This is a genomic window from Halorussus aquaticus, assembly GCF_024218795.1.
Lineage (GTDB): Archaea > Halobacteriota > Halobacteria > Halobacteriales > Haladaptataceae > Halorussus > Halorussus aquaticus.
In genome coordinates, this window is record NZ_CP100400.1 from 634,449 (window position 1) to 658,652 (window position 24,204).

Here is a 24,204-nt window from a genome sequence, read left to right on the forward strand (position 1 = left end):
GGATTTCTCCGGCCTCGCGTTCGGCCGGGACGCGCCGAACCGGTCGGTGCTGGTCGAGTCGGTGGGAACCGCACCCCGACAGCCAGCCTATTTACCGACGCGTCTAACCAAAACCAGGACTCAACGAGTAGTAGCGGACGAATGACCCTCGTTTCCACTTTCACTAGGTGGCAAAGGCTTAAACGTAGTTAATGTCGAATTTTCCAGTGGCCGTCCGGGTCGTCGCCGGAACTCGTCGGGACGCGGACTCGGGACGGTCTCGGGAACTTTCCGAACTCCGTCGGACGTCCCGAAGGCCGTCGAATCGCCGAAGACCGCTCGTGGCGTCCAGTTTCACTTTCGCTCCGGTGGCCAAACCGTCTTAAGCACACGGCCCTAACGACCCGCCAAGATGGGAGCGCGCGACCTGTTGGCGCGCGGGGATTTCGACTTCGACGCCGATTCTGTCGAGGTGGACGACGCCGCCGTCCTCGAATCGCTGGAACCCGAGGTCCGGGAGTGGTGGGTCGAACAGTTCGGCGAGTACGTCCCCGACAACGGCGGCCTGTTCACGCCCCCGCAGAAGGAGGCGATTCCGCTCATCAACGAGGGGACCAACGCGCTCGTCGCGTCGCCGACGGGGTCGGGCAAGACCCTCTCGGCGTTCACCGCGATTCTGAACGAACTGTTCCGGAGAGAGCGCGAGTGGGACGAGGGCTTGGACAACTCGGTCTACTGCCTCTACGTCTCGCCGCTCAAGTCGCTGGCCAACGACATCCACCGGAATCTGGAGGTGCCGCTTTCCGGCATCGCCGAGAAGATGGACGGCGACCCCTCGGTCCGCCACGCCATCCGGCACGGGGACACCGACGACGCGGCCCGCCGGAAGATGCTGGAGGAGACGCCCCACATCCTCAACACGACGCCCGAGACGCTGGCCATCCTGCTCAACTCACCGAAGTTCAAGCAGAAGTTGGAGACGGTCGAGTACGTCGTCGTGGACGAGATTCACAGTCTCGCCGACGGCAAGCGGGGCACCCACCTCGCGCTGAGTCTGGAGCGACTGGAGAACATGGTCGAGTCCTCGCCGACGCGAATCGGCTGTTCGGCGACGGTCGAACCGCTCTCGGACATCGCGGACTTCCTCGTCGGGTGTGAGCGGTCGGCCGACGGAGCGGACGGAGGCCCGCGGGAGGCGACCGTCCGAGACCGCGAAATCGTGGACACGCGGTTCGTCCGGGAGTTCGATATCGAGTTGCAGTGTCCGACCGACGACCTCATCGACACGCCACGGGACGTGGTCAACGAGCGGTTCTACGACCAACTTCACGACCTGATACAGGACCACACCAACACCCTCGTCTTCACGAACACCCGGTCGGGGGCCGAGCGCGTCCTCCACAACCTCCGCGAGCGGTTCGCCGAGTACGACGAGGACAACTCCGGGTGTCACCACGGCAGTCTCTCGAAGGAGGCCCGCCAGTCCATCGAGGCGGACCTGAAAGACGGGAGCCTCGACGTGGTGACGACCTCCACGAGTCTGGAACTCGGCATCGACATGCCCCACATCGACCTCGTGGTGCAGGTCGGGTCTCCCAAATCGGTGGCGTCCCTGCTCCAGCGCGTCGGGCGTGCGGGCCACCAGCTCGGGCAGACCGTCGCGGGCCGAGTCGTCGCGCTCGACCGCGACGAACTCGTGGAGTGCGCCGTGATGCTCAAGAAGGCCGAGGAGGGGTTCGTGGACCGCGTGTTCGTCCCCGAGGAGGCCTACGACGTGGCCGCACAGCACGTCTACGGGATGGCCATCAACGACGTGCGACCGGAGCGGGAAGTCCGGGAGACGCTCCGGCGGGCCTACCCCTACCGGAACTTCTCGGACGACCAGTTCGAGACGCTGTTCCGGTACCTGACCTCCGACTACGAGGGACTGGAGGAGAAGAACGTCTACGCCAAAATCTGGCGCGACGAGAACGACCCGCCCGACGGCGAGTACCACTACCCGGAGTTCGACGTGGGCGAACCCCTGATAGGCAAGCGCGGCAAGTTGGCCCGGGTCATCTACATGACCAACATCGGGACGATTCCGGACTCGTTCACCTGCGACGTGTTCACCCGCGGCGACAACGAGTGGGTCGGCGACCTCGACGAGTCGTATCTGGACACGCTCGAAAAGGGCGACGTGTTCGTCCTCGGGGGTCAGAACTTCGAGTTCCAGTACCGCCGGGGTTCGAAGGTGTACGCCGACCGGACGAACGCCCGGCCGACCGTCCCCTCGTGGTTCTCCGAGCGCCTGCCGCTCTCGTACGACCTCGGCCGGTCGATTCTGGCGTTTCAGGGCGACCTGCTCGAACGCTTCGAGAAGCGCGGCAAGCCCGCGGTCCGGGTGTGGCTCAGGGAGTTCCCGCTGGACGAGAACAGCGTCCGGGCCATCGCCCGGATGTTCGACGAGCAGATTCGCTACGCCGGTCCCGAGAGCGTCAGCACCGACCGGCGACTCGCGGTCGAGGTCGAACTCGACCGCGACGAGTACGAACGCCACTACTACGTCCACTCGAACTACGGCCGGAAGTTCAACGACGGTCTCTCGCGGGTCGTCGCCTATCGGTGCGCCAACGCCGCCAACACCAACGTCTCGGTCGCGGTCGCCGACCACGGGTTCACGATTTCGATGCCGCTCAACCGGAAGGTGGACGTGGCCGAGATTCTGCGGGACGTCGACCCCGCGGAGGTCCGGAGTGACCTCCGGGCCGCGCTCGACGGGACCGAACTCCTCCAGCGGTACTTCCGCATCAACGCCACGCGGTCGCTGATGATTCTCAAGCGGTACAAGGGCTACGAGAAGTCCGCCAGCGAACAGCAGGTCTCCAGCGAGATGCTGCTGGGGTTCGCCGAGGGACTGGCGGACTTCGCGGTCATCGAGGAGACCTACCGCGAGATAATCGAGGACAAACTCGCGGTCTCGGCCATCGAGGACGTGCTCGCCGACGTGCAGGCCGGAGACGTGGCCGTGGTCCAGAACCGCGTGGACACCCCGACGCCGAAGGCGTTCGGTCTCGCCACGCTGATGGCCAGCGACGTGGTGCTGGCCGAGGACGAGAGCGCGGTCCTGCAGGAGTTCCACGACCGCGTGCTGGAGGAGATCGGCGACGAGTACGAGAGCGCGGGCGGCGCGTCGGCCGCCAAGTAGCTACTCGCCCGTCAGCAACGTATCGAGCGCGTCCGGCACCACCAGCACGTCGCTCCCCGGTTCTATCGCGCCTTCGACCGACTCACGGGCGTGCATCAGGCAGTCCTCCACGACGGCGGGCGACTCGCTGTTCGTGACGAACACGTCGTACTCCCGAAGCACCCGCGCCACGACGAACGCGCGCTGTGCGCCGGGTTCGTAGCCCCGCCGCATCTCCTCGTACAGTTGCTCGGCACTCTCGGCTCCGCTCAGTCGGTCGTAGAACCGACGCTCGCCCGTGCCCTCGCCCGCGCCCTCCTGCAGGCGCGCGGGCACGACGATGCGGCCGCCCGCTCGCGGCTCGCTCCGCTCTCCGCTCGCGTTCGAGGCGCGGCGCGCCTCGCTACGCAACGGGTCGAAGTCGCCGAGCGCGACGTACGTCGCGGCCCGCGTCGTCTGATAGAGGTTGGCGTCCTTCGGCGCGCCGACGCCCGCGACGACGGCGTCGTAGCTCTCGCTCAGCGGAACGGAGACGTTCTTCCTGCACAGTTCTGCGAGGTCACGAACCACGGCGCGGTGGTCGCCCGCGCTCGCACCCAGAATCCCGGCGGGACCGTGCGTGACGTTCAGACAGAAGTCGAGACCGATGCGGTCGCCCGCCCGGTTCAGCGTCTCGCGGAAGGGGTTGCCCTCGGTGCGGCCCAACCGGACGCCCGACTCGGCGAGCATCGCCGGACCGTGGGTGTACCGGATGAGCGACTCGCCGCCAGCGCCGACGACGGGGGTCTTCGCGCCGCCGGAGAACCCGGCGTACTGGTGGGGTTCGACCATCCCGGTCGAGACAACCGCGTCGGCGTCGGCGACGGTCGGATTGAGTTCGACGGGGACGCGCTCGCCGTCCGGACCCTCCACCTCGCCCACTGTCCGTGCGGCCTCGGCGTCGTGGTTCTCCGCGAGGTCGGCGTACTCGCCCAGCGCCTCGCGGAGTTCGTCGTCGGACATGGGTCGGTGCAGGCCGAGTCCGACCACGATAGCGACCTGCTCGCGGTCGATTCCGGCCTCGCGGAGTTCGGCGACCAGCGCGTCCACCAGCACCTCGTCGGGCGTCGCGCGGGTCACGTCGGTCACGACGATGGCCACCTCGTCGGCGGCGTCCACGCGCTCGCGGAGCGGCGGCCCGTGGGGGTCGGCCATCGCCGATTCGGCGGCGTCTCGGGGGTCTACCGGGTCGCCGCCCGGCGGTTCGGCGACCGTCACGTCGCAGTCGGGCAGCGACACCTCGACGGCGCTGTCGCCGTAGGGAACTCTCATACGTGAGGGTACGCGGGGTCGGAACGTAAATCGTCGCTCCGCGAGTACCGTCTCTCGTCGGTCTGCCTCGTCCGGTCGTCGGTCTGCCTCGTCCGGTCGTCGGTCCACTGCATTACGTCCTCGGACGACTGCATTCCGCGCCGAATCACTCCGTCACGTCCTCGATGGACGCTTCGAGCGACTCGATGCTCTCGGCGATGTCCCGGACCATCGCGGTCTGCTCCTCGTTGGCGGCCGCGATGCCTTCGACGGCGTCGGACACGTCCCCGGCCTGTCCGACCACCGTGTCGGTCATGCTCGCTATCTCCTCGGCGCTCGCGGCCTGCTCCTCCGTGGTGTCGGCGATTTCGCTGACGCCGGTGTCGGTCTGCTGGACGGCCGCCACGATGTCCTGCTGGTTCTCGACGACCGACCTGATGTCGGCGGCGACCTCGTCAAGTTGCTCGTCGTTCTCCGATATCTTCTCGACCGTATCGTGGGTCGTCTCGCGCACGTCCTCCACCATCGACTCGATCTCGTCCACCCGGTCTTTCGACTGCTCGGCGAGTTCCTTTATCTCGTTCGCCACGACCGCGAACCCGTCGCCGCTCCCCTCCGACCGCGCCGCTTCGATGTTCGCGTTCAGCGCGAGGAGGTTGGTCTGCTCGGCGATGTCGTCGATGACCTCGACGACCTCGTCGATTTCGTCCACGCGCTCTTCGAGGCTCTGGGCGTCGGCGACGACCTCCTCGGACTTCTCGGCGACCGTATCGACGGTTTCGAGCGTCCGCTCGGCGCTCTCGGCCGACTCCTCGGCGGACGCCTTCGCCTCGGCGCTCTGCTTGCTCACCTCGTCGGCGCTCGACGCTATCTCTTCGACCGTCGCGCTGAGCGAGGACACCTCGGACTGCACCTGCTGGAGGTTGGTCTCCTGCTCGCGCGCGAGGTCGGAGACCTCCTGTGACTCGTCAGAGACGTCGGCGGTCGAGTCGCGGAGTTCGTCCACCGCCGTCTCGACCTCGTCGGTCATCCGCTCTTGGAGGTCCCGAATCGTCTCGCGCTGTTCGACGAGTTCGGTGACGCGGGTGAGCACCTCCACTGCCCCGACGACCTCGCCCGCGGAACTGGTGATCGGCACCCCGAGCGCCCGAGCGTGCGCCCGGTCGCCGTCGGCGGTCGCCGCCGACCGAATCGTCTCCTCGCGGACGACCTCCCCGGTCCGAACCACCGTCTCGGCCAGCGTCTCGTCCTCCCCCTCGGTCCCGAAGACGTCGTAGGCGTGCTTCCCGACGACCTCCTCGGACGGGTACCCCGTCATCTCCACGACGGCGGCGTTCCACCGCGTGATGTGTCCGGTATCGTCCACGGCGAACGCGGGTTCGGGTAACTGTTCCACGAGTTGTTCGAACGCGCCTCGCCAGAAGTCGCCCGCGTCGGTTTCGGTACTCGGTCCGAATCGTTCGGGGGTGTCGTTGATAGCCATCTGTGATATTCCTCGTGAGACCAACGTTTCGAGAGGGAGTATATATCGTATTCGAAGCTAGAAACCTCAGATAAGTCTGGTTGATGTTAATCAAAATTCCTAAAAACTAAAACACTGAACCTATCGGAGGACGACGGAGAACTGCTCAGATATCGACCGAGAAGGATTCGCGTCCCGACGACTCCGCCGCGAACGCCGCCAGTAGGTCGGCCGCGGCGTCGAGGTCCTCGGTGTCGATGACTTCGACCGGCGTGTGCATGTAGCGGTTCGGCAGGCCGAGGTTCAGCGACGGGATGCCGCCCTGCGAGGTGTAGAAGGCGTCGGCGTCGGTGCCGGTGGAGCGCCCCGACGCCTGCAACTGGACCGGCAGGTCGGCGTCGGCGGCCGCGTCGCGGACCGCCCGAACGACCGCCGGGTGGTTCGAGGACCCGCGGGCGACGACCGGTCCCGCGCCGAGTTCGACCTCGCCGTGCTGGTCCGACTCGTCGCTCACGTCCGGACTGTCCACCGCGTGCGTCACGTCCACCGCGACCGCGGCGTCGACCGGGAGGTCGAACCCGACCATCTTCGCGCCCTGCTTGCCGAGTTCCTCTTGGACGGTGCTGACCGCGTACACCGTCGCGTCCGTGTCGGACTCGGCCGCGCGCCGGGCGGCCTCCGCGGCGACCCAGATGCCGACGCGGTTGTCCATCCCGCGGGCCGCCATCCGCGTTCCCTGCAACTCCCGGACCGGGGTATCGAAGGTGATGGGGTCGCCCACGTCCACGAGTTCGCGGGCCTCGGCCTCGGTCTCCGCGCCGACGTCCACGTGCTGTTCGGCGACGTCCTCGATTTCGTCGTCCTCGGCGTCGCGGAGGTGGATGGCGGTCTGGCCGACCACGCCCCGGACCACGCCGTCGTCGGTGTGAATCTCGACGTGTTGGCCCTTCGTGACGGTGCGGTCGGTGCCACCGATTCGCGACAGGTGGACGAACCCGTCCTCGTCCACGCTGTTGACCATCATCCCGATTTCGTCGGCGTGGCCGGTGAACGCCACCGCGGGGTCGTCCCCGTCTACGACCGCCACGGCGTTGCCGTACTCGTCGGTCCGCACCTCGTCGGCGAACGACGAGACGTACTCGACCCAGATTCGCTGCACGTCGGTCTCGAACCCGGCCGGACTCGGTGTCGTGAGCAAATCGTCGAGGAATTCGCGGTGTGATTGGTCCATACGCAGAAAAAACGACCGCGTCTAATGAAACTTCTACTTCGGGGCGGTCGGCGCGCGTCGCTCGTCGGTGAGACGACCCACGAACCTCGGGTCTGCGACCGTCGGTGTCGCACGAGCGATAGAACCCGACGGCGCGTGGCCGTCTCCTGAATCGCCCCAACCGCTAAGTTCGCGCTCGGCGAACTTTCGGACATGGGTGTTCTCGAAATCCACTTCCACGACTCGGAGTTCCGCCTGTCGCTGAACCCCGGAACCGACCGCGAGCGGACGTTCTCGCTCGGGTCTCGCGGTGACTCCGGGTCGAGTACCCGCGGCGATACGAGCGGGCGACCCGCCATCGCGTCGAAACTCCGGTCGTTCGGTGTACTCGCGCTCGTCGTCGGCGCGGGCGTCGCGTACAACCGAATCCAGTCGCGGCGAGCGCGCGAGGCCGCCGCGGAACGCGACTCGGGTCGGCGCTTCCCGCGCATCCGGTCGCGGTAACGGTCGGTCGCGTCGGTCTCCACGCAGGAGGTCGCCCCGCGTCCGTCAGCGTTGCCTTATCAGTCCGTCGCGGGCGCCCAGTCGTGTTCGCGGAGGTACGTCCCGAGGTCGGTGAACGCCACGTCGTGGTCGGCCCGGAGCGACTCGATGTCGGCCTCGTAGCCGTGTTCGTTGAACCACTCGAACATGACGGCGTACTCCTCGCCCATCTGCTCGCGGAACTCGTCGATGGGGACGTGGACCGGTTCGACCTCGCGGTCCAGTACCGACGAGAAGGCCTCGGCGGCGCTCTCGAGGGTGTGTTCGTCGCCCGCGAGTTCGTAGGCTTCGCCGAGGTAGCGGTCCGGGTCCGCGAACGCCTCCGCGACGAACTCGCCGAGGTCGTCAGCGTCGACCATCTGGAGCGAGACGCCCTCCGCGAGTCCGTTAGCCAGCGTCCCGTCCTCGATTTCCTCGCGCGTTGCCTCGAAATTCTGCATGAAGAAGACGGGGCGGACCACCGTCGCCGGTAGGTCGAGGTCGCGGATGCGCTGCTCGATGACCCACTTCGAATCGAAGTGGGGGATGCCGGTGTCGCGGTCCGCGCCCCCGACCGAACTGAAGACGAAGTGATCGACGCCCGCGTCCGCCGCGACCTCGGCGAGATTCTCGCCGTGTTCGATTTCGTCGTCGTAGCCGTGCTCCCAGAAGTTCGTCATCCCGAACACGGCGTCCACCTCCTCGACGAGCGGGCGCAGGACGTTCTGCTCGGAGAGGTCGCCCTCCACCACCTCGGCCCCGCGCTCTGCGAGGTCGTGGGCCTCGTTGCTCTCGGGATGTCTGGTCAGCGCGTGGACCTCGAATTCGCCGTGGTCGCCCGACAGCAGGTGGTCCGCAACCGCTCCGCCCTGCGTCCCAGTCGCGCCGGTTACGAGTACGGTCGGTGGCATGAGTACGTCCGCCACGACGAACGCGCCCATAAGTCGGTCGGCCGAGATTCCACCCACACACTTTTCGCCGGAAGCGTCGAACTCCGTCCGTGATGTCCGAGCGCACGTACTCGGTGTATCTCATCGAACGCCACGGCGAGCAGGGCGGCAAACGAGAGGTCACGTCCCCGGTTCAGGGACACGAACTGGAGTTCTACGACAGCGGCGTGTGGCTGAACCGCGAGACGGGACGGAACTTCTTCCCGTACCGGCAGATTCGGACCATCCGGGAGCATCCGGAGGGGAACCCGGCCGAGAGCGAGAGTCAGACCTCCCGAGAGGGCGAGAGCGGTAGCGGTAATCGGACCACCGAGGAGGGCGACGGCGGTGCGGAAGAGGAGATGCTGGAGTAATCGACTGCCGACGCGCCGACGGAGGCATCCGGCCGGAACGCGCGCAGAACGGACCGTGCCGAGCGGTCAGGGCGTCAGGCCGACGACCCGCCGGTTCAAGATGTCGGCGTAGCCCGAGAACGACAGTTTCAGCGACGGCACGCCCGCGAACGCCAGCGTCTGGAGCGTGAGCATTGGCCGGTCGCCGTCCGCTCCGAGTCGCCGGAGCGCCGACTCCACCGCGTCGTAGAGTTTCGCTGTCTCCTCGACTTCGAGGTCGGCGCAGACCCCCGCGACTCTGGTGGGGAGTTCCGCGACGACGTCGCCGTCCTCGACCACGGCCCACCCGCCGCCCGTCTCCGCGACGTGGCCGACCGCGGTCCGCATGTCGGCGTCGTTCGCCCCGACCGCGAGGACGCCGGGGGTCTCCCAGACGACGCTGGTGGCGACCGCACCGGAGTCGAGACCGAACCCCGTCAGGAAGCCGGTGAACCCGTCCTCTCTTCCGGAGTCGGCCGACGCCGACGACCCGTCCGAGCGTCGCTCCGGCACGTCGCCCTTCGGATGCCTGTCGAGTAGAGTCGCCTTGAGGAGGTCGGCGTCGGGGTCCGCGACCAGTTCGTCGCCCTCGACCGGCGGGGAGACCATCGTCTCGCCCGAGAGCAGGCCGCGCTGGCACTCGATGGCCCGGACCTCGCCGCTCGCTCCGTCGTCCCCGCCGCTGGCCGCGTCGGCGGGAACGCGGAACTGTTCGGGGTCGGCCGAGACGTTCACCGAGTCGTAGAACCGGTCGGGGTATTCGTGGCTCCGGGGCGCGACCATGCACTCGCCCTTGTTGTAGACGACCTCCCCGCCGCTGACGACCGTAGTGACGTTCACCTCGTCGAGGTCGTCGATGAGGACGATGTCGGCGACGCTCCCGGGCGAGAGCGACCCGACGCCCTCGTCGTCGAGACCGAAGTGGCGGGCGGGGTTGAGCGTCGCCATCCGGATGGCGTCGGCGGGTTCGACGCCCTCCTCGATGGCCCGCCGGACCACCGCGTCCATGTACCCCTCGTCGATGAGTTCCCGGGGCCACATCCCGTCGGACGAGAGCGAGAGTTCCGCGGTCGGCACCTCGTCGTAGGCGTCGCCTATCGCCGCCATGTCGTCCCGAATCGACCCGTAGCGTCCGATGGCGTGGACGCCGTTCTCGACGCGCGTCACGACGTCCTCGCCCGAGATGGCCTCGTGGTCGTCGTCGATTATCGTTGCGAAGGCCGCGAACTTCTCGCCCGAACATCCGGCCGCGTGGCCCGAGACCGTCTTGCCCTCGGCGTCGGCGCGTTCGTAGAGCAGTTCCGCGGGCGTGTCCCGGCCCACCGCGTGAATCCAGTCGATCTCGCCGACGCCCACGACCCGGTCGTCGGCCAGTAGGTCCGCGAGCGCGTCGGCGTCCTCGTCGTCGGCCCGCCGCGGTTCGAAGGTGTCGAGCAGTGGTTGAGGCGGGACGACCGCTCGCACGCGGACCGGGAGGTAAGACGTGGCGGCGAGGAACTGCTCGACGCCCTCCGCGCCGAACGCGGGACCGTAGCCCGTGACCTCCGAGACGACCGTGGTCGTGCCGCCCTCGACGGCGTAGTGGTAGGCGTTCTCGAACGTCTGGTGGAGGTCGAGGTGGGTGTGGGCGTCCACGAACCCCGGCGCGACGACCCGGTTGCTGGCGGTGACGACTCGCGTGTCGTCGCCGACGACCGGCGTGGCGTCCTCGGGGAGCGCGGCGACTCTGTCGTCTACGACCACCACGTCACGGGACTGGAACTCGCCCATCTCCGGCAGACAGACCCGGCCGCCCGTGACGACGAGGTCGGCGTCCTCGTCGCCGAGCGCGACCGACTGGAGGTCGTTCACTCGGCCACCTCCCAGACGACGACGCCGCCCTGCTCGCGGGCGTCCACTTCGCCGCGCTCGTCCAGCACGTCGAGGTGGCCCACTGCCTCGCTCATCCCAGAGAAGTACTCGGTCGCGGGCAGGTCGGCGAACAGTTCGTTCATCACCTCGATCGCGGTGGTCGGACCGCCCGCGACGATCTCCTTCACGTTCCGGGTGCGCTCCTCGTGGGACTCCAGCACCTCGCCGATGCGCTCGCTCGGACTGTCTATCTCCTCGCGGTGGCCCGGCAGGAAGCGGTCGAAGTCGCGCTCCCGGAGGTCGGCCAGCGAGCGGTTGAACGCCGGGAGGACGCGCGGACGCTCGCCGCCCTCCTCCAACGGGGGTTGCAGGAGCGGATTCGGCGTGATTTCGCTCAACACGTGGTCGCCGACGACGGCGTGGTCTTCGCCGTCGTCGGTCTCGTAGGTGAAGATGGTCTCGCCGGGCGCGTGGCCCTGCACCGCCTCGGCGGTGACGTCGGTCCCGGCGACTTCAACGGTCTCGCCGTCCCCGAGTCTCCGGTCGGTCTCGACGCCGGGCGCGACCCGGAGGAACGACTCGGGGAGGTCGGTCACGGTCTCGGCGGTCGAGCGGGCCATCCCGTGGCGCTCGAAGAACGGCACGAAGTACGACTGCTCGTAGTCGAGTCTGGTCTCGAAGTCGGCGACGATATCGGCGGTCGTGGAACTGGCGACGATTCGCGCGCCCGCCTCGCGCAGGCGACTGGCCAGTCCGAAGTGTCGGGGTGAGGGTGGGTAATCAACACTCGCTCGATGTCGGTGGGTCCCAACCCGCGCGCTTCGAGACCGTCGAGCAACGCGGCCCACGCCTCCTCGCTTCCCGGTCCGGGGTCGACCAGCGTCCGTCCGGCGAGGTAGGCGTTGACGGGGCCGACTTGGAACGGCGTCGGTATCGAAAGCCGCCTGAACATACGCCCACTGTTGCCCCCTGCCGATAAACAGTTTGTGACACGGCGAGCCAGTCGCTCGAAGTTGAGACGGGAGCGCGGAACCGACTGGAACCGCCGGGCGGGCGCGGAACGACTGCGCGATTCGACCTCGACGAGAGTAAGAGCTATATCTGTCCTCGTACTAGGAACAGAATGGTGTGCCAAAGATGAACAAGCATTTCGAAGACGCGTGGTACTACGCCCGACGCACCGGCAAACACCTCGCACGCGGCGTGCGCGAGGAACTCGACCCGGTCGAGCGTCGATTGCGGGAGGCGACCGGCCGCGAGCGCGAAGAACTGACCCGCCTCGAACGGTGGCGCAGGGAACTGCGAACCACCGAAACCGAGACCGCCGACAAGGCGCGACACGTAGTGCGGAAAGCCCGTCGGCGGGTCTGAACCTGTCGGATATTCGGCGACGCCCCAGTCGGCGGTCGATTTTCCGACCGTAAAGTAAGTCTTAAGTCCCGGAAGGGGAAAGCATGGAACGCGAGGGTCGGTAGTCTAGTCCGGTTATGACAGCTCCTTCACACGGAGCAGGTCGGCGGTTCAAATCCGCCCCGACCCATTCGCTCGTTTCCGCATTCTGAAGGACCAATAATCGCAAGACGGCTGCACGGTGGTAGTCTTGAGAGTCCTGTTTTTGGGTTTGAAGTCACCAGTTCGGCTGACGCGCACCTTCCACGTCACGGGGTTATTCTGAAGGAGTGCGTGAGTCCTTATATACCTCAGCAAGGGGTAGCGTTCGCAGCACTCCGAGTCAGCTTGGACTAGTTCGTTCTGTGACGCAGAGAAAATACGGGGTCTATATGTCAACGTTTAACTCGGTATCGGGGGTGGTGTGTTGGGAGAAACACTTACAATCGAGGTTCGTAAGTCAGCGAAATGATAAGCGTGGTTTCGAAGGGTTCGAGGGTTGAATTGCTGGTTTTCACTTGTAATCTGGAGGGTCTCGGTCTAGACGGTGTGAGACTGGTTTGCACGATGAAGGGTTTTTAAGCGTCGAACCATCACCGGGCTGTGACGTTGTCTGGAGTGGTCCCCAGACCCGCGTACACGATTTATACCGCATACGCGGCGTGTTCGCGTTTGAACCGACCAGAAACAGTTAATTCGGTGATTCAATAGAATGTCAAGTTTTGATTTCGATGGAATCGACATCCCACTGCTCGCTGCATTCGCCCTGTTCGGCGTTGTAGCGACCGGGATCGGCAGTATTTCCCTGTTCGGTATCGACTTCAACCAAACCCTGTTCACCGCGCTTGGATTTGACGCGAGCTACGCCTTTGTCGGCAGTATCGTGTCTCTCGCCGGAATTGGCGCGACGAACGAAATCGACTCGACTGACCTTGAACTTGAGCAACGCGCCCTTCTCGGCGCTGCGCTGTTCGTGATGGTCATTCAGCAGTGGGTTCCTGAAGTCAATAACGCGATTACTGGTAACGACTTCGTTGGTCTCGCTGTGTTCCTGCTTGAAGCAGGCGCAGCGGCCAGCATTTCCTACCTCGGATAACAACTTATGAATGATGATGCACAGTCTGACGAACGTACTCCCCTCCTGCGGCGTGTAGCGTCAGTTGTCGCGGTCTTCCTGCTTGTGTCGACTGCGTGTCTCACTCCGGTTCTGGGTCCTGCCAGTCCTGTTCAGCGGGCGTCAGCAACCCACGAATGCGACGGATTGGATATGGTTGTCGCCGTGTTCTCTGCAGGGCAGATTAACGAGGACAAGTGTGGGGACAACCACGTTGACCACGTTATCGAGGACATGCAGGAGTCTGACGCCAACCAAACCAAAACCGACATCTACTCGGCTGCGTCGGGGCAGAAGGCGCAGACACAGAACTCGCTCACGGTGATGGACAATTATTTGAACGATACAGAGTCAGTTGCGTGGATGCACGCCGAGAAAGCTATCGCCAAAGCCTACAAAAACGGGAAGTCGAAGGCTGAAGCGAAGATCGCGGCGAAAGAAGCCATCGAGGATTACTACGCTGTCAAACAACGCAACCTGATTGAGACGTGGAATGTATCGCTGACGGCAGCAGATACGTTACGTCAACGTGCAGTAATGGAGGAAAAGGTCCCTGACGACTACGTGTATACTGCAACTGAGAGCCGTGATGATGCGACGACATCAGTTGACAGTACTAACTACACATCCACACAGATTACGCTGGTTAACGAAACCTCTCACAACGTGTCTTCACTCCGGATGAACATGTCGGGGTACAGCACCCCAGCAATCGTGACTGTCTCCGGAATGACACAGAAACCTTCGTACAACAGTCTGTACGTAGGGACTTTCGAGTCTGAAGGGAATTTTGATGGGTCTCAGGTCTATCTGCAGGGGATTGCAGTTGCCCCTCCATCGTCTGATTACTCCCGGCTCCAATATCTGGAGTTCCAGCAATTCGAAACTCGATGGAACAAACTTGGCAGTAAGGCCTCCTCGCTCCAAAGCGAGGTTGATCCCTACGTCGATTCGACGTGGGATGCCTACCAAGAAGACCGTATCAACGCTTCTGACGTAATGTCGCGGACGACCCTGATGTTCGAGCAAGGGGTTGACGCGAAGAATTCGTCGGGGATGTATAATACGGTTGCAGGTCTCGCCGCAATGGGTCTTGAAACCCCGAATCTGAACGAATCCGGGTATATGACTGTCCAGATGGATGGTCAGACCTACGAGGGTCTCCTGCTTGCCGACAACCCTCCGAACGGGACTTGGGAGACGAATACGACGTATACTGCGTCGAATTTCTCAGGGCCAGTTAACTTGGCGACCCTCGACGGCGGTCTCAAAACCGTCGAAGGGGAGTTCGTCATTCAGAATATGACTGACAAGTCAGGTGATGAGATTCAGTCGATTCAGACTCGTGAATACGTCTACAAGACGAGTGACGCGAGCGGGTTGCTTGAGAAGATGGAGGATATGCAGACGCTCCGCATGGAGATTGAGGAGCGTGAGCCGACTGCCGGTGGGGGTTCGTCTAGTGGAACAGGTCTGGACAACGTGTCCATGAAACAGATTGGGGCGATTCTCGCCATTCTCGGCGGTCTCGCCCTCATCTCAAGTCGAGGTAAGAACTAGAATGAGTAACAACGATACAACGAAACGGTTTGCTGCCCTCATGGCAGCGCTTGCGGTAGTAGCATCGGTATTCGCAGGACCAGCAATCGCTGGAACTGTGACTGGAAACGAAGGCGTCGTCTTCCCCGACCCGGCGGACAACAGTACAGACGACCGTACTGGGATTGCAGTAGGGGTTGACGCGATGAACGCCACGACTAACGTCACAATCGACTCTGTGACGCTGAACGGAACCACTGTCTCAACCGACTACGTGGTTGAGCAAGGGGCTGTGGCGACGATTTCGACGTTCTCCGGGAATAACACGGATAGTATGCTGTATGTCGATATTGCTGATGTCCCGCTCTCCGGGAGTGTTGACGTGGCGTACACGGTGAACGGGACTCAGTACACGGACTCTATCAGCTACGACATTGACTCGGACGATGACGGTGTGTCGGACAGTCAGGACGAGTACCCTGACAACGCTCCGCAGACGTTCACGGAGAATGCGTCTGACAACGAGACCGTCTCGTCTGCTTACGTTGAAGCATCGAACGGTACTTTCGACGTGACCGTGACGGCGAACGGTTCGGTTGTTGGTTCGATGGATAATGTGCAGGTTAACAGTTCGTCCGAGCTTGTCGAAGTGAGTGTTGACGACGGTACTTACGACACGTACACCATCGAGTTCGAAGGTAACGCAACTGTTCAGTCGCACGGCCTGATTTACGAGGCGTACACCGGTTCCGGTTCCTCGTCCGGTTCGTCTAGTGGGTTCGGTCTGAGTGACGCGCAACTCGGCGGTATCGTTGTGTTTGTCGCTGGTCTCGGGATTGTGCTTCTGAGCCGGGACTAACCACTGTCTAGACGCTTCTCTTTGGAGGTGACACTAACGCATGTTCAACTCAAACGATAATGGAGGTGAGAACAGAACCAGACAAACGGTAGCAGTCATAATAGCAGTGCTTGTCGTCGCAAACGTAGTTACGGGGGTAACTCTCGCGACGACAGGATGGTACACAGTGTTCAACAGCGACGGGTCAACGAACCCAGACGAACTCGTCAAATCAGGATCAGCAACCTACGACTCAACGAGTGACCGGTTCATCGTCTCACCGGCAGGTTCGTCGTCTAACGGACGGTGGACGTACTCACAGGTCAGCAGTGACACTGTCCGTCTTAACCAAACCGTTCGAATTACCGGTGGTAACGTCAATATCATGGTGTTTGGTGATGACGCGACATCAGCAAACACTGGGTATAGTGTCGTCTTCACGGAGGGGAAAGGCACTGTCAAACTCGTTAATGAATCGTCAGGGAATACCCTGAAATCGGCGTCGTACAGTTATGGGAAGGACTCCTACGACTCATCAATCCTGTATGATCAGGGTGATGTCACTGTTGGGATTGATGGGCAGACTGTCCTGACGTACTCGATCTCTAACCCCTCTGCTTCCGGTTCGCTTGTTTCGTATCGTGGATGGACGGGGAGTTCCGGCGATAACGCGGTTGATAACGTTAAGATTGAGTTCCCGACCGAGGATACTGATGGAGACAGTATCTACGATCACAACGACCCTTACCCGAACGACGCGAAGACCACGTACACGTTCACGTCTGACTCGAACGAGACGGTTGATAAGGCGTATCTGGAGGTCTCGAACGGCAGTCTGGATGCTTCGCTCTATGGAGTGAATACTACGTCCGGGGAGCGTATCAAGCTGTCAGAGACGCACGCAGACGTTGGTAATGAGACGACCCTTATGACGCTTGATGCAGTGAGCGGTTACGATGAGTACGATCTGATGGTTCACGGTAACGCTACTGTCGAATCACATGGCCTGTTGTATGAGGCGAACAGCGGTGGAGGTGTTTCCTCGGAGACGTTCAATGATGGTATCAGTTCTGTCCTTGGCGGTCTCTCAACCGTGTTCGCCGGGTTACGGACAGGACAGATTGCCCTCGGAGTCCTAATGTCCGTTATCGGTGTCGCGCTTTGGTTCCGGGAGGGAGGTAGTTGATGTTCTTCCTCCTGTCGTTCGTGTTCAGCATCCTTGACGACTTCCTGAAGCCGATCATCGCTATCGTCGCATTGGTGTTGATAGCGCAAATCGCGGGGATAGACGTTATCTCAATGGCGACCGGTGCAGTTGAATCGTTCATCGAGCAACAGGTTCAGGAGGCAATCTCGCCTCTCTGACGCGGTTCTTTCAGTCATAACTATGCAGACAAGCAAAACGAGTATAGCGGCGCTGCTGGTCATTCTCGTAGCCACTAGTGGTATCGGTGTTGCAGGTGCGGACACGGGCAGTACCACGAGTACGCCCACGCACAACACTACGACTACGCAGACGCCCACAACAACGACCACAGACGTATCGACTACCAACCAACAATCCTCGACGACAACGACGACAACTCCGGCTACCGGGGCTACCTCGGGACAGACCAATCAAGACTGCATCCAAGTCGTCACGAAGCAAGGAGGAACCACGACGAAACAATGCATCCCACGCCACTACCAAAAGATAGACAATTCCACGTCAGTCGTTGCTGTTGACTGGGACAGCGAAGTCGTCACAATTGTCATCGAAAGTGAGACCCCGCAACAAATCTCCATCACAGACCCGTACAGCGTTGATAAAAACAAGCAAGGAGGGGATGTGGCCTTCACTGACGAAACGTTATCTAGCGGTCGTAATGTCGTCCATATGCGGGCGACTGAGAAAAGTGGGGATAAGGAGCTTTGGATTGGAACTTCAGAGGATTTGGACTACATCTCCAACCCTGAAACGCCATTCCTCGTGAATGGCATCAAAACCGTTCATATCTACCTTAGTGGGGCGGCTGGCGGATCAAGTATCATCCTCGTCGGTTTGGCGTTCGTCGCATACAAGAGAAGGAAGATTAAGAATGGGTGGACGAACGTTATCGAGGACTACAAGCCGTGATTTGGTGATTTCTCTATGAGTAACAACGATTCTAACGACGACTCTACGGTAGCTGAACAGACTATTGAACGACTCAAACTCGACCGTGCAAAGACACGGCTGAAAGGCATCAAAATCCTGTCTCTAACTGGTATTGCCAGTCTCACACTCATCGGTGTTGGTGGGTGGCTGTTGACCGGTCATAGTATCGAGATTGCTCCGGCGACGATGGATCAAATCAAGGTGTTTGGGGTGTCTCTCGTTGGTTTCGGGATTGTGTTCAGTCCTGCAACCATCTGGTTCGTGAAACGACTCTGGAACCCTGACCTGCAATATTTGTACGACATTAACGCGATAGACGAGGAAACGCCTGACCTATGGGTGTCGTCTCCTCAAAACGCGGAAGAATTAACCGTCCGAGAAGGCCGTCTGCATAAATTCCAAATCCACGGAAGTCCGTGCTGGGTGGGTCGGGATTTCAATCCAGAGGACGGCGAGATTACCGGTACATGGCGTGGTGCAGCGTCCGATACTGAAATCATGAACAACGAGCAGGAGATCCGTGCGAACCGTGGTCGGAATCGTTACTGGGCGCGTGTCGGGCAAGAGTTCAGCGCGAAACTTCCCAGCATCATCGACAACATCGAAAGCCGCGTTTGGCAGAGCATTGGTAACGAGACGGTGGATCTGACCGCGCACGACAGTCGTGCTGTCCGTGACGAAATCATGAACGAGATTGACTCCCTCGAAGATGTCGAAGCACCTGATTCAGTGGAACAAACCGGGTTTGAGGAGGCGAAATCCAGCGTCTCCCGTGGCGACATCCCTAACGAAGGGGAGGTGGACGCATGAGCGACAACGCCGGATACTCGGCGGCTCAACTCCGCGAATTGCTGAAGCGTGAGGATGGCGTTGACGCGCTCGAAGAAGCCGGGTTGCTTACCGAACGGGAGGTTAACCTGTTGGATTCGTTCGTCCAGCACCACAAACCGTCTGAAGAGGCATACTACCCGGAAGACCACCCGTTGTTCCAACGTCTCCTCCGACGTGCAGTCTCACAGAATGTTCGGCAGGCTGTGGAGAGTGGGAATGTGTCGCAGATGCAGTTCGCCAGCGGTGTCGTCAACAACAGCAACGACATCTCGGGCGTACAGTTGTACGAGCGCCTACGCGAGTTCATCACGCGGACGGCGGGCGTGACAACCGTGTACGGACACATGGGTTCGGGGAAGACCGATCTCGCCCTCCTCCTTGCAGAACTCTGGAAAAGTGCGACTGGTGGAGTTGTTGGGACTAACATCCGGAGTGCGAAGGAAGCTGACTTCGAGATTACGGACGTAGAGAAGTTGCACGACTGGATTAACGGTGACATGGAGGGCGTCGAAAAGGATACGCCCAAGCTATTCATTGGTGACGAGTTCAGTAGCCACGCTTCCGGGTATAGCCACCACCGGGCGAAGGTCGAACAAAATCTGTCTTCGACGTTGAAGCTCATGCGGAAGTCGGGGGTATCGGTGGTGATTATCGGTCACACCGGGATGGACGTTCACCCTGACGTTCGACGCCTGTCCAAGACGGTTTGGAAGGAGAACAAGAAGTCCGCAACGGTGTATGAGACGATTGAGAACGGTGAGCCGGAAGATGAACTGTTCAGCCTGTCAGGGATTCCTGCGGCGGACTGGACCTACGACACGTTGGAAGAGACGGATTGGGATTGGTGTATCGAGGAGGAGGACGACGAACAGGACATCAAACAGCAACGTGATCGGTGGATGGCTACCGCATATGAGAGTCAGGATTTGACGCAGGCAGAGGTTGCGGATGTGTTCGACGTGAGCGAGAAGACTGTGCGGCGTGCGGTCAAATCCCATTCGTGACTGACCGGACATCCGGCATTCCTTGTTCACGGTCGTTTCAGGGTTTGTTTTCTTGGTTCTGAGTTTTCGCGTGTACGCGGGCGCGTTAAAGGGTTAACCACGCCGCCTGTCCGATGCACGATTCTGACGAATACAGTACGTAGAACGTTTCTATACCTGTACTGGGTTTAATGGAAACGGACACTAGTTCGTCTAGACAGAGTTTTCACCGGCATTCGACGTGTTACGCGTTCTCGCTACGGTTCTCACTGATTACGTTTACGTGACTATAATTAGACGTAGAGAGGACTCCAATCCAGCAGTCAAACGAGAGCGTGTGCGTGTGAGAACCGATTATTCGTAGTCGTCGGATACGTCTTCAACGTCGAGAATGATTTCAGGAGCTTTCACCCGGCTCTTTTGGTAGGTGTCATGTCGAACTTGCTGGACCTCATATACGCCCCATTCTGTGTATACGATTTCTCCTTCACGTGGTAGTGGCGCGTTCTCGATCTCGACGTATCCAAGCATGTCTTCTCCGTCTTCGTAGAAGTTGACGACTGCTGTTACCGTCATACAGTCTATGTGCCGATGGTATGGTTATGAATGTAACCCTTATCCCTTGAGAGTCCTCGACGGGGCTGTGTATGTCAACAGACATTGATAGAATCACAGAATCGACTGACAAACAATCGGTTTCCGGAGACGACCTTACAGAAGCAACGTTAGAGCGCCTGCACGAACTAGAACAGGAGAACGAGCGTCTCAGGAAGGAGAAAGAGATTGCACGTCAAAACCTGCATACGGTCGAAGATGAACGTCGAGACCTTGCCTGCGACGTTGAACTGCTTGAAGCAGAGAATCAAGCGTTGCGACGTGAGCAAGCTGAACTCGTTCGCCGGATAGTTCTTGATGAGGGGTCTGTGATGGGCTTCGTTAACGAGATAGTCGAAGGCAAGGTATGACAGGGCCAGATATTGCGTTTGTCTTATTCTCGTTTCTGCTGATGGGGTTGTCGATGTGGACGTTCAGCCGGTTATTCTCCTAACCAAGTCCTACTATACAGGCTATTCTTCGCCTGCTAGTTCCCATAAGAGAGTATTCCCAACTCGGGTCGACTCAACACAGTCACGCTCACGAAGACCCACAAGTTTATCGTGTGCTGTTGTCCGGTGACAGTCTAGACGGTCAGCTATCTCGGAGGTCCCCAAACGTGTTCCTCGCAGCAGATTCAGAATCTCATCGTCACTGTAAACCTCCTCGTACTTCCCCGTCGATTCATTCCGTGAACGCGCCATTCCGCTTACCTAGCTGTTCGAAATCGTCATACATAGTCCTAACTCTCCAACGTAGGATGGTGAACATTTATAAATCAGCTCTGCAAGACGTAGACTGACGGCCATCCTACGCGACGTAGGATGGATAGAAAACGATACAATCAGGTAGCCCCGGAAATCATGACATCAACAAGCGGCCAAACCACGGAACCTATTGAATCAACTATGGACGGAAATACTGAGATAACAAGTCTTCTACCTGATTCGGAGGCGTACTACGAAACGTCGGACGGTGCTGCTTTCCAAGGGGACAGCAAGGAGCTTCTCGATGAACTCCCCGAGAACAGCATTGATCTTGTCGTCACTTCCCCGCCCTTCGGACTTCGCAAGAAGAAGGAGTACGGCAACGAAGACCCCGAGGACTACAATGAATGGTTCATGGAGTTCGTGGACAAAGTGTACCGCGTTCTCACCGAGGACGGGAGCTTTGTCGTTGATATTGGCGGAGGATGGGAGAAAGGGAAGCCCGTTCGGTCGCTCTACCACTTCGAACTCCTGACACAGATCGCGGGCGACGAGGGGCCTTTCAATCTCGCACAAGACTTCTACTGGTACAACCCAGCGAAACTCCCGACGCCCGCACAATGGGTCACAATTGAACGCATTCGGGTGAAGGACGCCGTGAATCACGTTTGGTGGTTCTCCAAGTCCGAACGCCCCGAGGCGGACAATCGGCGTGTCCTCAAGGAGTACAGCGATTCACAGAAGAAGCTGATGGACGAGGGCTACCGTGACAAGAAACGTCCGTCCGGACACGACATCAGCGACACGTTCGATGACCCGGAGGACGCAGACGGTGCAATCCGTCCGAATTTCTGGGATTCAGTTAACAGTAGCGACTATGCCCCTGAGTTCGTGGAGATTCTAGAAGACGCAGACATCTCGCAAGAACTCATTGACGTTGCAGCCGAAAATGACGTTCTCGATGAGCTAGTTGAGAGTATCCTGTCACAATACGTTGATGATAATGTGCTGGAACTTGCGAATACTGCGTCGAACACGCACTACCTCAACGCCTGCAAGGAAACCGGCTTGGACCCACATCCCGCTCGCTTCCCCCGTCAACTCCCCGAGTTCTTCATCAAGTTCCTTACACAGCCGGACGATACCGTCCTAGACATCTTTGCAGGGTCGAACATGACTGGCCGTGTTGCTCAGGACCTTGAACGAAAGTGGTTGGCGTTCGAGTACCAGAAGAAGTACCTCCGAACGTCGAAGTTGCGGTTCATGAAGATGGAAGAAATTACGAAGCCGGATGCCCAGCAGGACTGGGATGAGGTCGTGGAACTGATGGACTAACGTCAGTCGTCACTAATCGCTTTTAGTTCTCGGATACGGTTGACTTGCCGTTTGAGAGTGCGGCTGAGGTGGTCTGGGTCGTCGTCTAGTTGGTCAAGGTCGTCACCGGTCAAGAACAGAATGACGAGATTCTCCTTCTGCATGACTTGCCGGGCGTACTGACGGGCATCTGGAACTACGTCTGCCCGGGTGAACATGAGAATGGTATTGGACTGAACCATCCGAGAAATTCCGACTTCCTTGGCGACGTGTTTCGTCCGGATGTCTTGGTCGGATTCCTTTGTGTTCTTGCACTGTATCTGCCACCTGTTGAGCGAGATTCCGGTCTGGTCCATGACCACGTCGACTTCTGCTCCGCCTGTTTCCACACCTCGTACTCGCCAGTCCTCGAACTCTAAATTGAGCATGAGGCCGATTCGGATAGCGAATGCTTCCAATGCTCGGCCTTTCAGGTAGTTCATATCGGACTCCATGTCCCTCCGAATCTCATCGAATGACTGACGTAGCACTGCGCGTGGAACTCCGGTTCGTTCTTGTGCGTCTTCTAGAAGCGGTTCCAAAACGTCTGCTTCTGCTTTACTGGTTAACCACACCTCACTCGGTTTGGAAGGGTTGTCTGCCGTGTGTTCGTATTCAATGAATCCGGCTTCGGTAAGCGGGTCGAGAATCTGTGAGGTGGTGCTTTTACTGTCGAAGTAGATGTCGTCGTAGGTGTCTTCGGCCAGTTCTCGGACTTTGTTGTTGCGTATCGGGTCGTCCGGATCGATTCGGGCAAGGGTGAGAAGGAAAGCGCGTTGAGCAGGGGACAGACCGTCTAGACTTAATCGGTCTTCTGTGTCGAGACCGATGAGTTGGTCGATTTTCTCATGGTCGAGTTTGATATGGTGGGTGTTCGTGTTGATGAGATCGGCTTGCGCCATCCAGCCTCGCATTTGGTTCCAGTGCGTGCTGGATTCCTTCATGTAGATGCCGTACTGTCGCCGAAGTTCTCGAGCGATATTGTGAGTGGTCGTCGCTTCACCGCCGAGTTTCAGATCGTCGATTATGTCGACGCATTTGCGGCCATGGAGATTGAGTAGAATGTGTTGGGCGAGTCTGTCGTATAGTTCGTCTTCGTCATTCCGGATATTGTAGAGTTCTTCACCTACCTCGGTGAAGTAGAAGTCGTCGGTGACGAGTTCGTATCCGTCTTTGTCACCCGCGCCGAGGGCGAGTGGAACATTTTTTGCGTAGGTCTCTGGGTTCGGGGAGTCCGGGTAGAAGATGTCTGCGATCTCTTCGGTGAATGCGTCTACGTCTCCTTCGTGTTTCTTTACAAGTTCGAGGACGAGTGGTAACTGTACTTCTCCGTCTTTGATGAGTGAGCCGGGGGAGAAGGCGTCACCGAAGGGGAGGTCGGTGTCCTTTTGGGCCATCTTGTTTTCGTGCGTCACAGCATGGGTCTATAGGTATTCCGGAGCTGTCACGACTTCCAGCCGATAGTCATTCCGTGTAGATTCATAACTGTAACTGATAGAACCCTTATCCCTTGTCCCTTCTCGACACCCTGTTGATGTCAACCCAAGACGAGACATCGAACGAGACGCACAGCATCGAAACCATCAGCATCAGAAACCGAGGACGAACTGAACTAGACCGCTGGCTTCCATCTGTTGAATCCGAGTTCACCGTCACAGACGTAATCAGGTTGGTTGATGATTACAGCGACATCCTGATGCTGAAGACCGAGATGGGGATTAACGTCCTTGTAGACCACCATATCGAAGGAATTGACATTGACAATCCTGACGCGGATAGACTGGTTGGGGAGACGTTCAAGCACGTTGAGGAATCCAACCCTCCGAAGTTTGCCGATTACCACCATCTAGTCAAGGTCGGGGAAGACCCGGAGCGGGTAGTCCCGGAAGAAGAACGCCACATTCTCACGCTGTAACCC

At 60.2% G+C, this 24,204-nt stretch carries 24 protein-coding genes and 1 tRNA gene; 16 read left to right on the forward strand and 9 right to left on the reverse strand.

The features are described 5' to 3' along the window. Nucleotides 1-391: 391 nt before the first annotated feature. On the forward strand, nucleotides 392-3,166 hold the full coding sequence (locus tag NGM06_RS03370; RefSeq protein WP_254268942.1) for an ATP-dependent helicase: 2,775 nt from the start codon (nucleotides 392-394) through the stop codon (nucleotides 3,164-3,166). Here NGM06_RS03370 and NGM06_RS03375 read toward each other — a convergent pair whose 3' ends face one another. From NGM06_RS03375 to NGM06_RS03385, 3 genes are all read right to left on the reverse strand, one after another. Beyond that, on the reverse strand, nucleotides 3,167-4,456 hold the full coding sequence (locus NGM06_RS03375; protein ID WP_254268943.1) for a lactate racemase domain-containing protein: 1,290 nt from the start codon (nucleotides 4,454-4,456) through the stop codon (nucleotides 3,167-3,169). 145 nt (nucleotides 4,457-4,601) lie between these two features. Further along, nucleotides 4,602-5,918 (reverse strand): methyl-accepting chemotaxis protein, encoded by a 1,317-nt coding sequence (locus tag NGM06_RS03380; RefSeq protein ID WP_254268944.1) that lies wholly within the window; start codon nucleotides 5,916-5,918, stop codon nucleotides 4,602-4,604. A gap of 145 nt (nucleotides 5,919-6,063) precedes the next feature. Next, entirely contained in the window at nucleotides 6,064-7,128 is a 1,065-nt protein-coding gene (locus NGM06_RS03385) for a M20/M25/M40 family metallo-hydrolase (RefSeq protein ID WP_254268945.1), read from the reverse strand. Nucleotides 7,129-7,320: 192 nt separating this feature from the next. Here NGM06_RS03385 and NGM06_RS03390 point away from each other — a divergent pair, with 192 nt between their 5' ends. After that, nucleotides 7,321-7,611, forward strand: a complete 291-nt coding sequence (locus tag NGM06_RS03390) for a hypothetical protein (protein ID WP_254268946.1) — start codon at nucleotides 7,321-7,323, stop codon at nucleotides 7,609-7,611. A gap of 59 nt (nucleotides 7,612-7,670) precedes the next feature. Here NGM06_RS03390 and NGM06_RS03395 read toward each other — a convergent pair whose 3' ends face one another. Then, the gene (locus tag NGM06_RS03395; protein WP_254268947.1) at nucleotides 7,671-8,540 is read right to left on the reverse strand and encodes an NmrA/HSCARG family protein; all 870 of its coding nucleotides are present in this window, start codon (nucleotides 8,538-8,540) and stop codon (nucleotides 7,671-7,673) included. Between the two features lie 92 nt (nucleotides 8,541-8,632). Here NGM06_RS03395 and NGM06_RS03400 point away from each other — a divergent pair, with 92 nt between their 5' ends. Continuing rightward, a complete protein-coding gene (locus NGM06_RS03400; protein ID WP_254268948.1) occupies nucleotides 8,633-8,932 on the forward strand; it encodes a hypothetical protein in 300 nt (99 codons plus the stop codon). Nucleotides 8,933-8,998: 66 nt separating this feature from the next. On the opposite strand, the gene NGM06_RS03405 is transcribed toward NGM06_RS03400, so the two are convergent. Genes NGM06_RS03405 through NGM06_RS03415 form a run of 3 tightly spaced genes read right to left on the reverse strand, consistent with a single transcriptional unit; the run spans nucleotide 8,999 to nucleotide 11,753 of the window. Beyond that, nucleotides 8,999-10,801, reverse strand: coding sequence for an adenine deaminase C-terminal domain-containing protein (locus NGM06_RS03405; protein ID WP_254268949.1), 1,803 nt, complete (start codon nucleotides 10,799-10,801; stop codon nucleotides 8,999-9,001). Continuing rightward, a complete protein-coding gene (locus NGM06_RS03410; protein ID WP_254268950.1) occupies nucleotides 10,798-11,445 on the reverse strand; it encodes an MBL fold metallo-hydrolase in 648 nt (215 codons plus the stop codon). The genes NGM06_RS03405 and NGM06_RS03410 overlap by 4 nt, the downstream gene beginning before the upstream one ends. Beyond that, the gene (locus tag NGM06_RS03415) at nucleotides 11,394-11,753 is read right to left on the reverse strand and encodes an MBL fold metallo-hydrolase (RefSeq protein WP_254268951.1); all 360 of its coding nucleotides are present in this window, start codon (nucleotides 11,751-11,753) and stop codon (nucleotides 11,394-11,396) included. The genes NGM06_RS03410 and NGM06_RS03415 overlap by 52 nt, the downstream gene beginning before the upstream one ends. 185 nt (nucleotides 11,754-11,938) lie before the next feature. Between NGM06_RS03415 and NGM06_RS03420 the strand changes: the two genes are divergently transcribed. The 10 genes from NGM06_RS03420 to NGM06_RS03465 all read left to right on the forward strand — a co-directional run bounded on the left by NGM06_RS03420 (nucleotide 11,939) and on the right by NGM06_RS03465 (nucleotide 19,653). After that, nucleotides 11,939-12,172, forward strand: a complete 234-nt coding sequence (locus NGM06_RS03420; RefSeq protein WP_254268952.1) for a DUF7553 family protein — start codon at nucleotides 11,939-11,941, stop codon at nucleotides 12,170-12,172. A gap of 94 nt (nucleotides 12,173-12,266) precedes the next feature. Continuing rightward, nucleotides 12,267-12,341 (forward strand) — tRNA-Val (locus NGM06_RS03425). A 561-nt stretch (nucleotides 12,342-12,902) separates the two neighbouring features. After that, nucleotides 12,903-13,286, forward strand: a complete 384-nt coding sequence (locus NGM06_RS03430; RefSeq protein ID WP_254268953.1) for a DUF8023 family protein — start codon at nucleotides 12,903-12,905, stop codon at nucleotides 13,284-13,286. 171 nt (nucleotides 13,287-13,457) lie between these two features. Further along, nucleotides 13,458-14,864, forward strand: a complete 1,407-nt coding sequence (locus NGM06_RS03435; RefSeq protein ID WP_248650617.1) for an Env/VP5 family phage fusion protein — start codon at nucleotides 13,458-13,460, stop codon at nucleotides 14,862-14,864. Between the two features lies 1 nt (nucleotide 14,865). Further along, on the forward strand, nucleotides 14,866-15,702 hold the full coding sequence (locus NGM06_RS03440; protein WP_254268954.1) for a hypothetical protein: 837 nt from the start codon (nucleotides 14,866-14,868) through the stop codon (nucleotides 15,700-15,702). A gap of 40 nt (nucleotides 15,703-15,742) precedes the next feature. Next, on the forward strand, nucleotides 15,743-16,867 hold the full coding sequence (locus NGM06_RS03445) for a hypothetical protein (protein WP_248650619.1): 1,125 nt from the start codon (nucleotides 15,743-15,745) through the stop codon (nucleotides 16,865-16,867). Continuing rightward, nucleotides 16,867-17,046, forward strand: coding sequence for a hypothetical protein (locus tag NGM06_RS03450; protein WP_248650620.1), 180 nt, complete (start codon nucleotides 16,867-16,869; stop codon nucleotides 17,044-17,046). Before NGM06_RS03445 ends, NGM06_RS03450 begins: the two co-directional genes overlap by 1 nt. Before the next feature lie 22 nt (nucleotides 17,047-17,068). Beyond that, the gene (locus NGM06_RS03455; protein WP_248650621.1) at nucleotides 17,069-17,797 is read left to right on the forward strand and encodes a DUF8063 family protein; all 729 of its coding nucleotides are present in this window, start codon (nucleotides 17,069-17,071) and stop codon (nucleotides 17,795-17,797) included. Nucleotides 17,798-17,812: 15 nt separating this feature from the next. After that, nucleotides 17,813-18,628 carry a DUF8125 domain-containing protein gene (locus NGM06_RS03460; RefSeq protein ID WP_248650622.1) on the forward strand — a complete coding sequence of 272 codons (816 nt, stop codon included), beginning with the start codon at nucleotides 17,813-17,815 and terminating at the stop codon, nucleotides 18,626-18,628. Continuing rightward, nucleotides 18,625-19,653 carry a hypothetical protein gene (locus tag NGM06_RS03465; RefSeq protein ID WP_248650623.1) on the forward strand — a complete coding sequence of 343 codons (1,029 nt, stop codon included), beginning with the start codon at nucleotides 18,625-18,627 and terminating at the stop codon, nucleotides 19,651-19,653. Before NGM06_RS03460 ends, NGM06_RS03465 begins: the two co-directional genes overlap by 4 nt. Nucleotides 19,654-19,986: 333 nt before the next feature. Here NGM06_RS03465 and NGM06_RS03470 read toward each other — a convergent pair whose 3' ends face one another. Further along, nucleotides 19,987-20,208: a hypothetical protein gene (locus NGM06_RS03470; protein WP_248650624.1), complete on the reverse strand. Its 222-nt coding sequence runs from the start codon at nucleotides 20,206-20,208 to the stop codon at nucleotides 19,987-19,989. Between the two features lie 71 nt (nucleotides 20,209-20,279). Here NGM06_RS03470 and NGM06_RS03475 point away from each other — a divergent pair, with 71 nt between their 5' ends. Beyond that, nucleotides 20,280-20,597: a hypothetical protein gene (locus tag NGM06_RS03475; RefSeq protein WP_248650625.1), complete on the forward strand. Its 318-nt coding sequence runs from the start codon at nucleotides 20,280-20,282 to the stop codon at nucleotides 20,595-20,597. A gap of 537 nt (nucleotides 20,598-21,134) precedes the next feature. After that, nucleotides 21,135-22,268: a DNA-methyltransferase gene (locus NGM06_RS03480; protein ID WP_248650626.1), complete on the forward strand. Its 1,134-nt coding sequence runs from the start codon at nucleotides 21,135-21,137 to the stop codon at nucleotides 22,266-22,268. A gap of 2 nt (nucleotides 22,269-22,270) precedes the next feature. Here the strand turns inward: NGM06_RS03480 and NGM06_RS03485 are convergent, their stop codons facing one another. Then, the gene (locus NGM06_RS03485; RefSeq protein WP_248650627.1) at nucleotides 22,271-23,683 is read right to left on the reverse strand and encodes a restriction endonuclease; all 1,413 of its coding nucleotides are present in this window, start codon (nucleotides 23,681-23,683) and stop codon (nucleotides 22,271-22,273) included. 137 nt (nucleotides 23,684-23,820) lie between these two features. Between NGM06_RS03485 and NGM06_RS03490 the strand changes: the two genes are divergently transcribed. Continuing rightward, a complete protein-coding gene (locus NGM06_RS03490; RefSeq protein ID WP_248650628.1) occupies nucleotides 23,821-24,201 on the forward strand; it encodes a hypothetical protein in 381 nt (126 codons plus the stop codon). Nucleotides 24,202-24,204 lie beyond the last annotated feature (3 nt).

Bases quoted from the DNA above. Each gene is read 5' to 3' on its own strand.
- NGM06_RS03385 (WP_254268945.1), bottom strand. From the start codon at position 7,128: ATGGACCAATCACACCGCGAATTCCTCGACGATTTGCTCACGACACCG.
- NGM06_RS03375 (WP_254268943.1), bottom strand. From the start codon at position 4,456: ATGAGAGTTCCCTACGGCGACAGCGCCGTCGAGGTGTCGCTGCCCGAC.
- NGM06_RS03455 (WP_248650621.1), top strand. From the start codon at position 17,069: ATGCAGACAAGCAAAACGAGTATAGCGGCGCTGCTGGTCATTCTCGTA.
- NGM06_RS03400 (WP_254268948.1), top strand. From the start codon at position 8,633: ATGTCCGAGCGCACGTACTCGGTGTATCTCATCGAACGCCACGGCGAG.
- NGM06_RS03470 (WP_248650624.1), bottom strand. From the start codon at position 20,208: ATGACGGTAACAGCAGTCGTCAACTTCTACGAAGACGGAGAAGACATG.
- NGM06_RS03435 (WP_248650617.1), top strand. From the start codon at position 13,458: ATGGTTGTCGCCGTGTTCTCTGCAGGGCAGATTAACGAGGACAAGTGT.
- NGM06_RS03420 (WP_254268952.1), top strand. From the start codon at position 11,939: ATGAACAAGCATTTCGAAGACGCGTGGTACTACGCCCGACGCACCGGC.
- NGM06_RS03380 (WP_254268944.1), bottom strand. From the start codon at position 5,918: ATGGCTATCAACGACACCCCCGAACGATTCGGACCGAGTACCGAAACC.
- NGM06_RS03395 (WP_254268947.1), bottom strand. From the start codon at position 8,540: ATGCCACCGACCGTACTCGTAACCGGCGCGACTGGGACGCAGGGCGGA.
- NGM06_RS03415 (WP_254268951.1), bottom strand. From the start codon at position 11,753: ATGTTCAGGCGGCTTTCGATACCGACGCCGTTCCAAGTCGGCCCCGTC.
- NGM06_RS03475 (WP_248650625.1), top strand. From the start codon at position 20,280: ATGTCAACAGACATTGATAGAATCACAGAATCGACTGACAAACAATCG.
- NGM06_RS03480 (WP_248650626.1), top strand. From the start codon at position 21,135: ATGGACGGAAATACTGAGATAACAAGTCTTCTACCTGATTCGGAGGCG.
- NGM06_RS03450 (WP_248650620.1), top strand. From the start codon at position 16,867: ATGTTCTTCCTCCTGTCGTTCGTGTTCAGCATCCTTGACGACTTCCTG.
- NGM06_RS03440 (WP_254268954.1), top strand. From the start codon at position 14,866: ATGAGTAACAACGATACAACGAAACGGTTTGCTGCCCTCATGGCAGCG.
- NGM06_RS03430 (WP_254268953.1), top strand. From the start codon at position 12,903: ATGTCAAGTTTTGATTTCGATGGAATCGACATCCCACTGCTCGCTGCA.
- NGM06_RS03460 (WP_248650622.1), top strand. From the start codon at position 17,813: ATGAGTAACAACGATTCTAACGACGACTCTACGGTAGCTGAACAGACT.
- NGM06_RS03490 (WP_248650628.1), top strand. From the start codon at position 23,821: ATGTCAACCCAAGACGAGACATCGAACGAGACGCACAGCATCGAAACC.
- NGM06_RS03390 (WP_254268946.1), top strand. From the start codon at position 7,321: ATGGGTGTTCTCGAAATCCACTTCCACGACTCGGAGTTCCGCCTGTCG.
- NGM06_RS03370 (WP_254268942.1), top strand. From the start codon at position 392: ATGGGAGCGCGCGACCTGTTGGCGCGCGGGGATTTCGACTTCGACGCC.
- NGM06_RS03485 (WP_248650627.1), bottom strand. From the start codon at position 23,683: ATGGCCCAAAAGGACACCGACCTCCCCTTCGGTGACGCCTTCTCCCCC.
- NGM06_RS03465 (WP_248650623.1), top strand. From the start codon at position 18,625: ATGAGCGACAACGCCGGATACTCGGCGGCTCAACTCCGCGAATTGCTG.
- NGM06_RS03445 (WP_248650619.1), top strand. From the start codon at position 15,743: ATGTTCAACTCAAACGATAATGGAGGTGAGAACAGAACCAGACAAACG.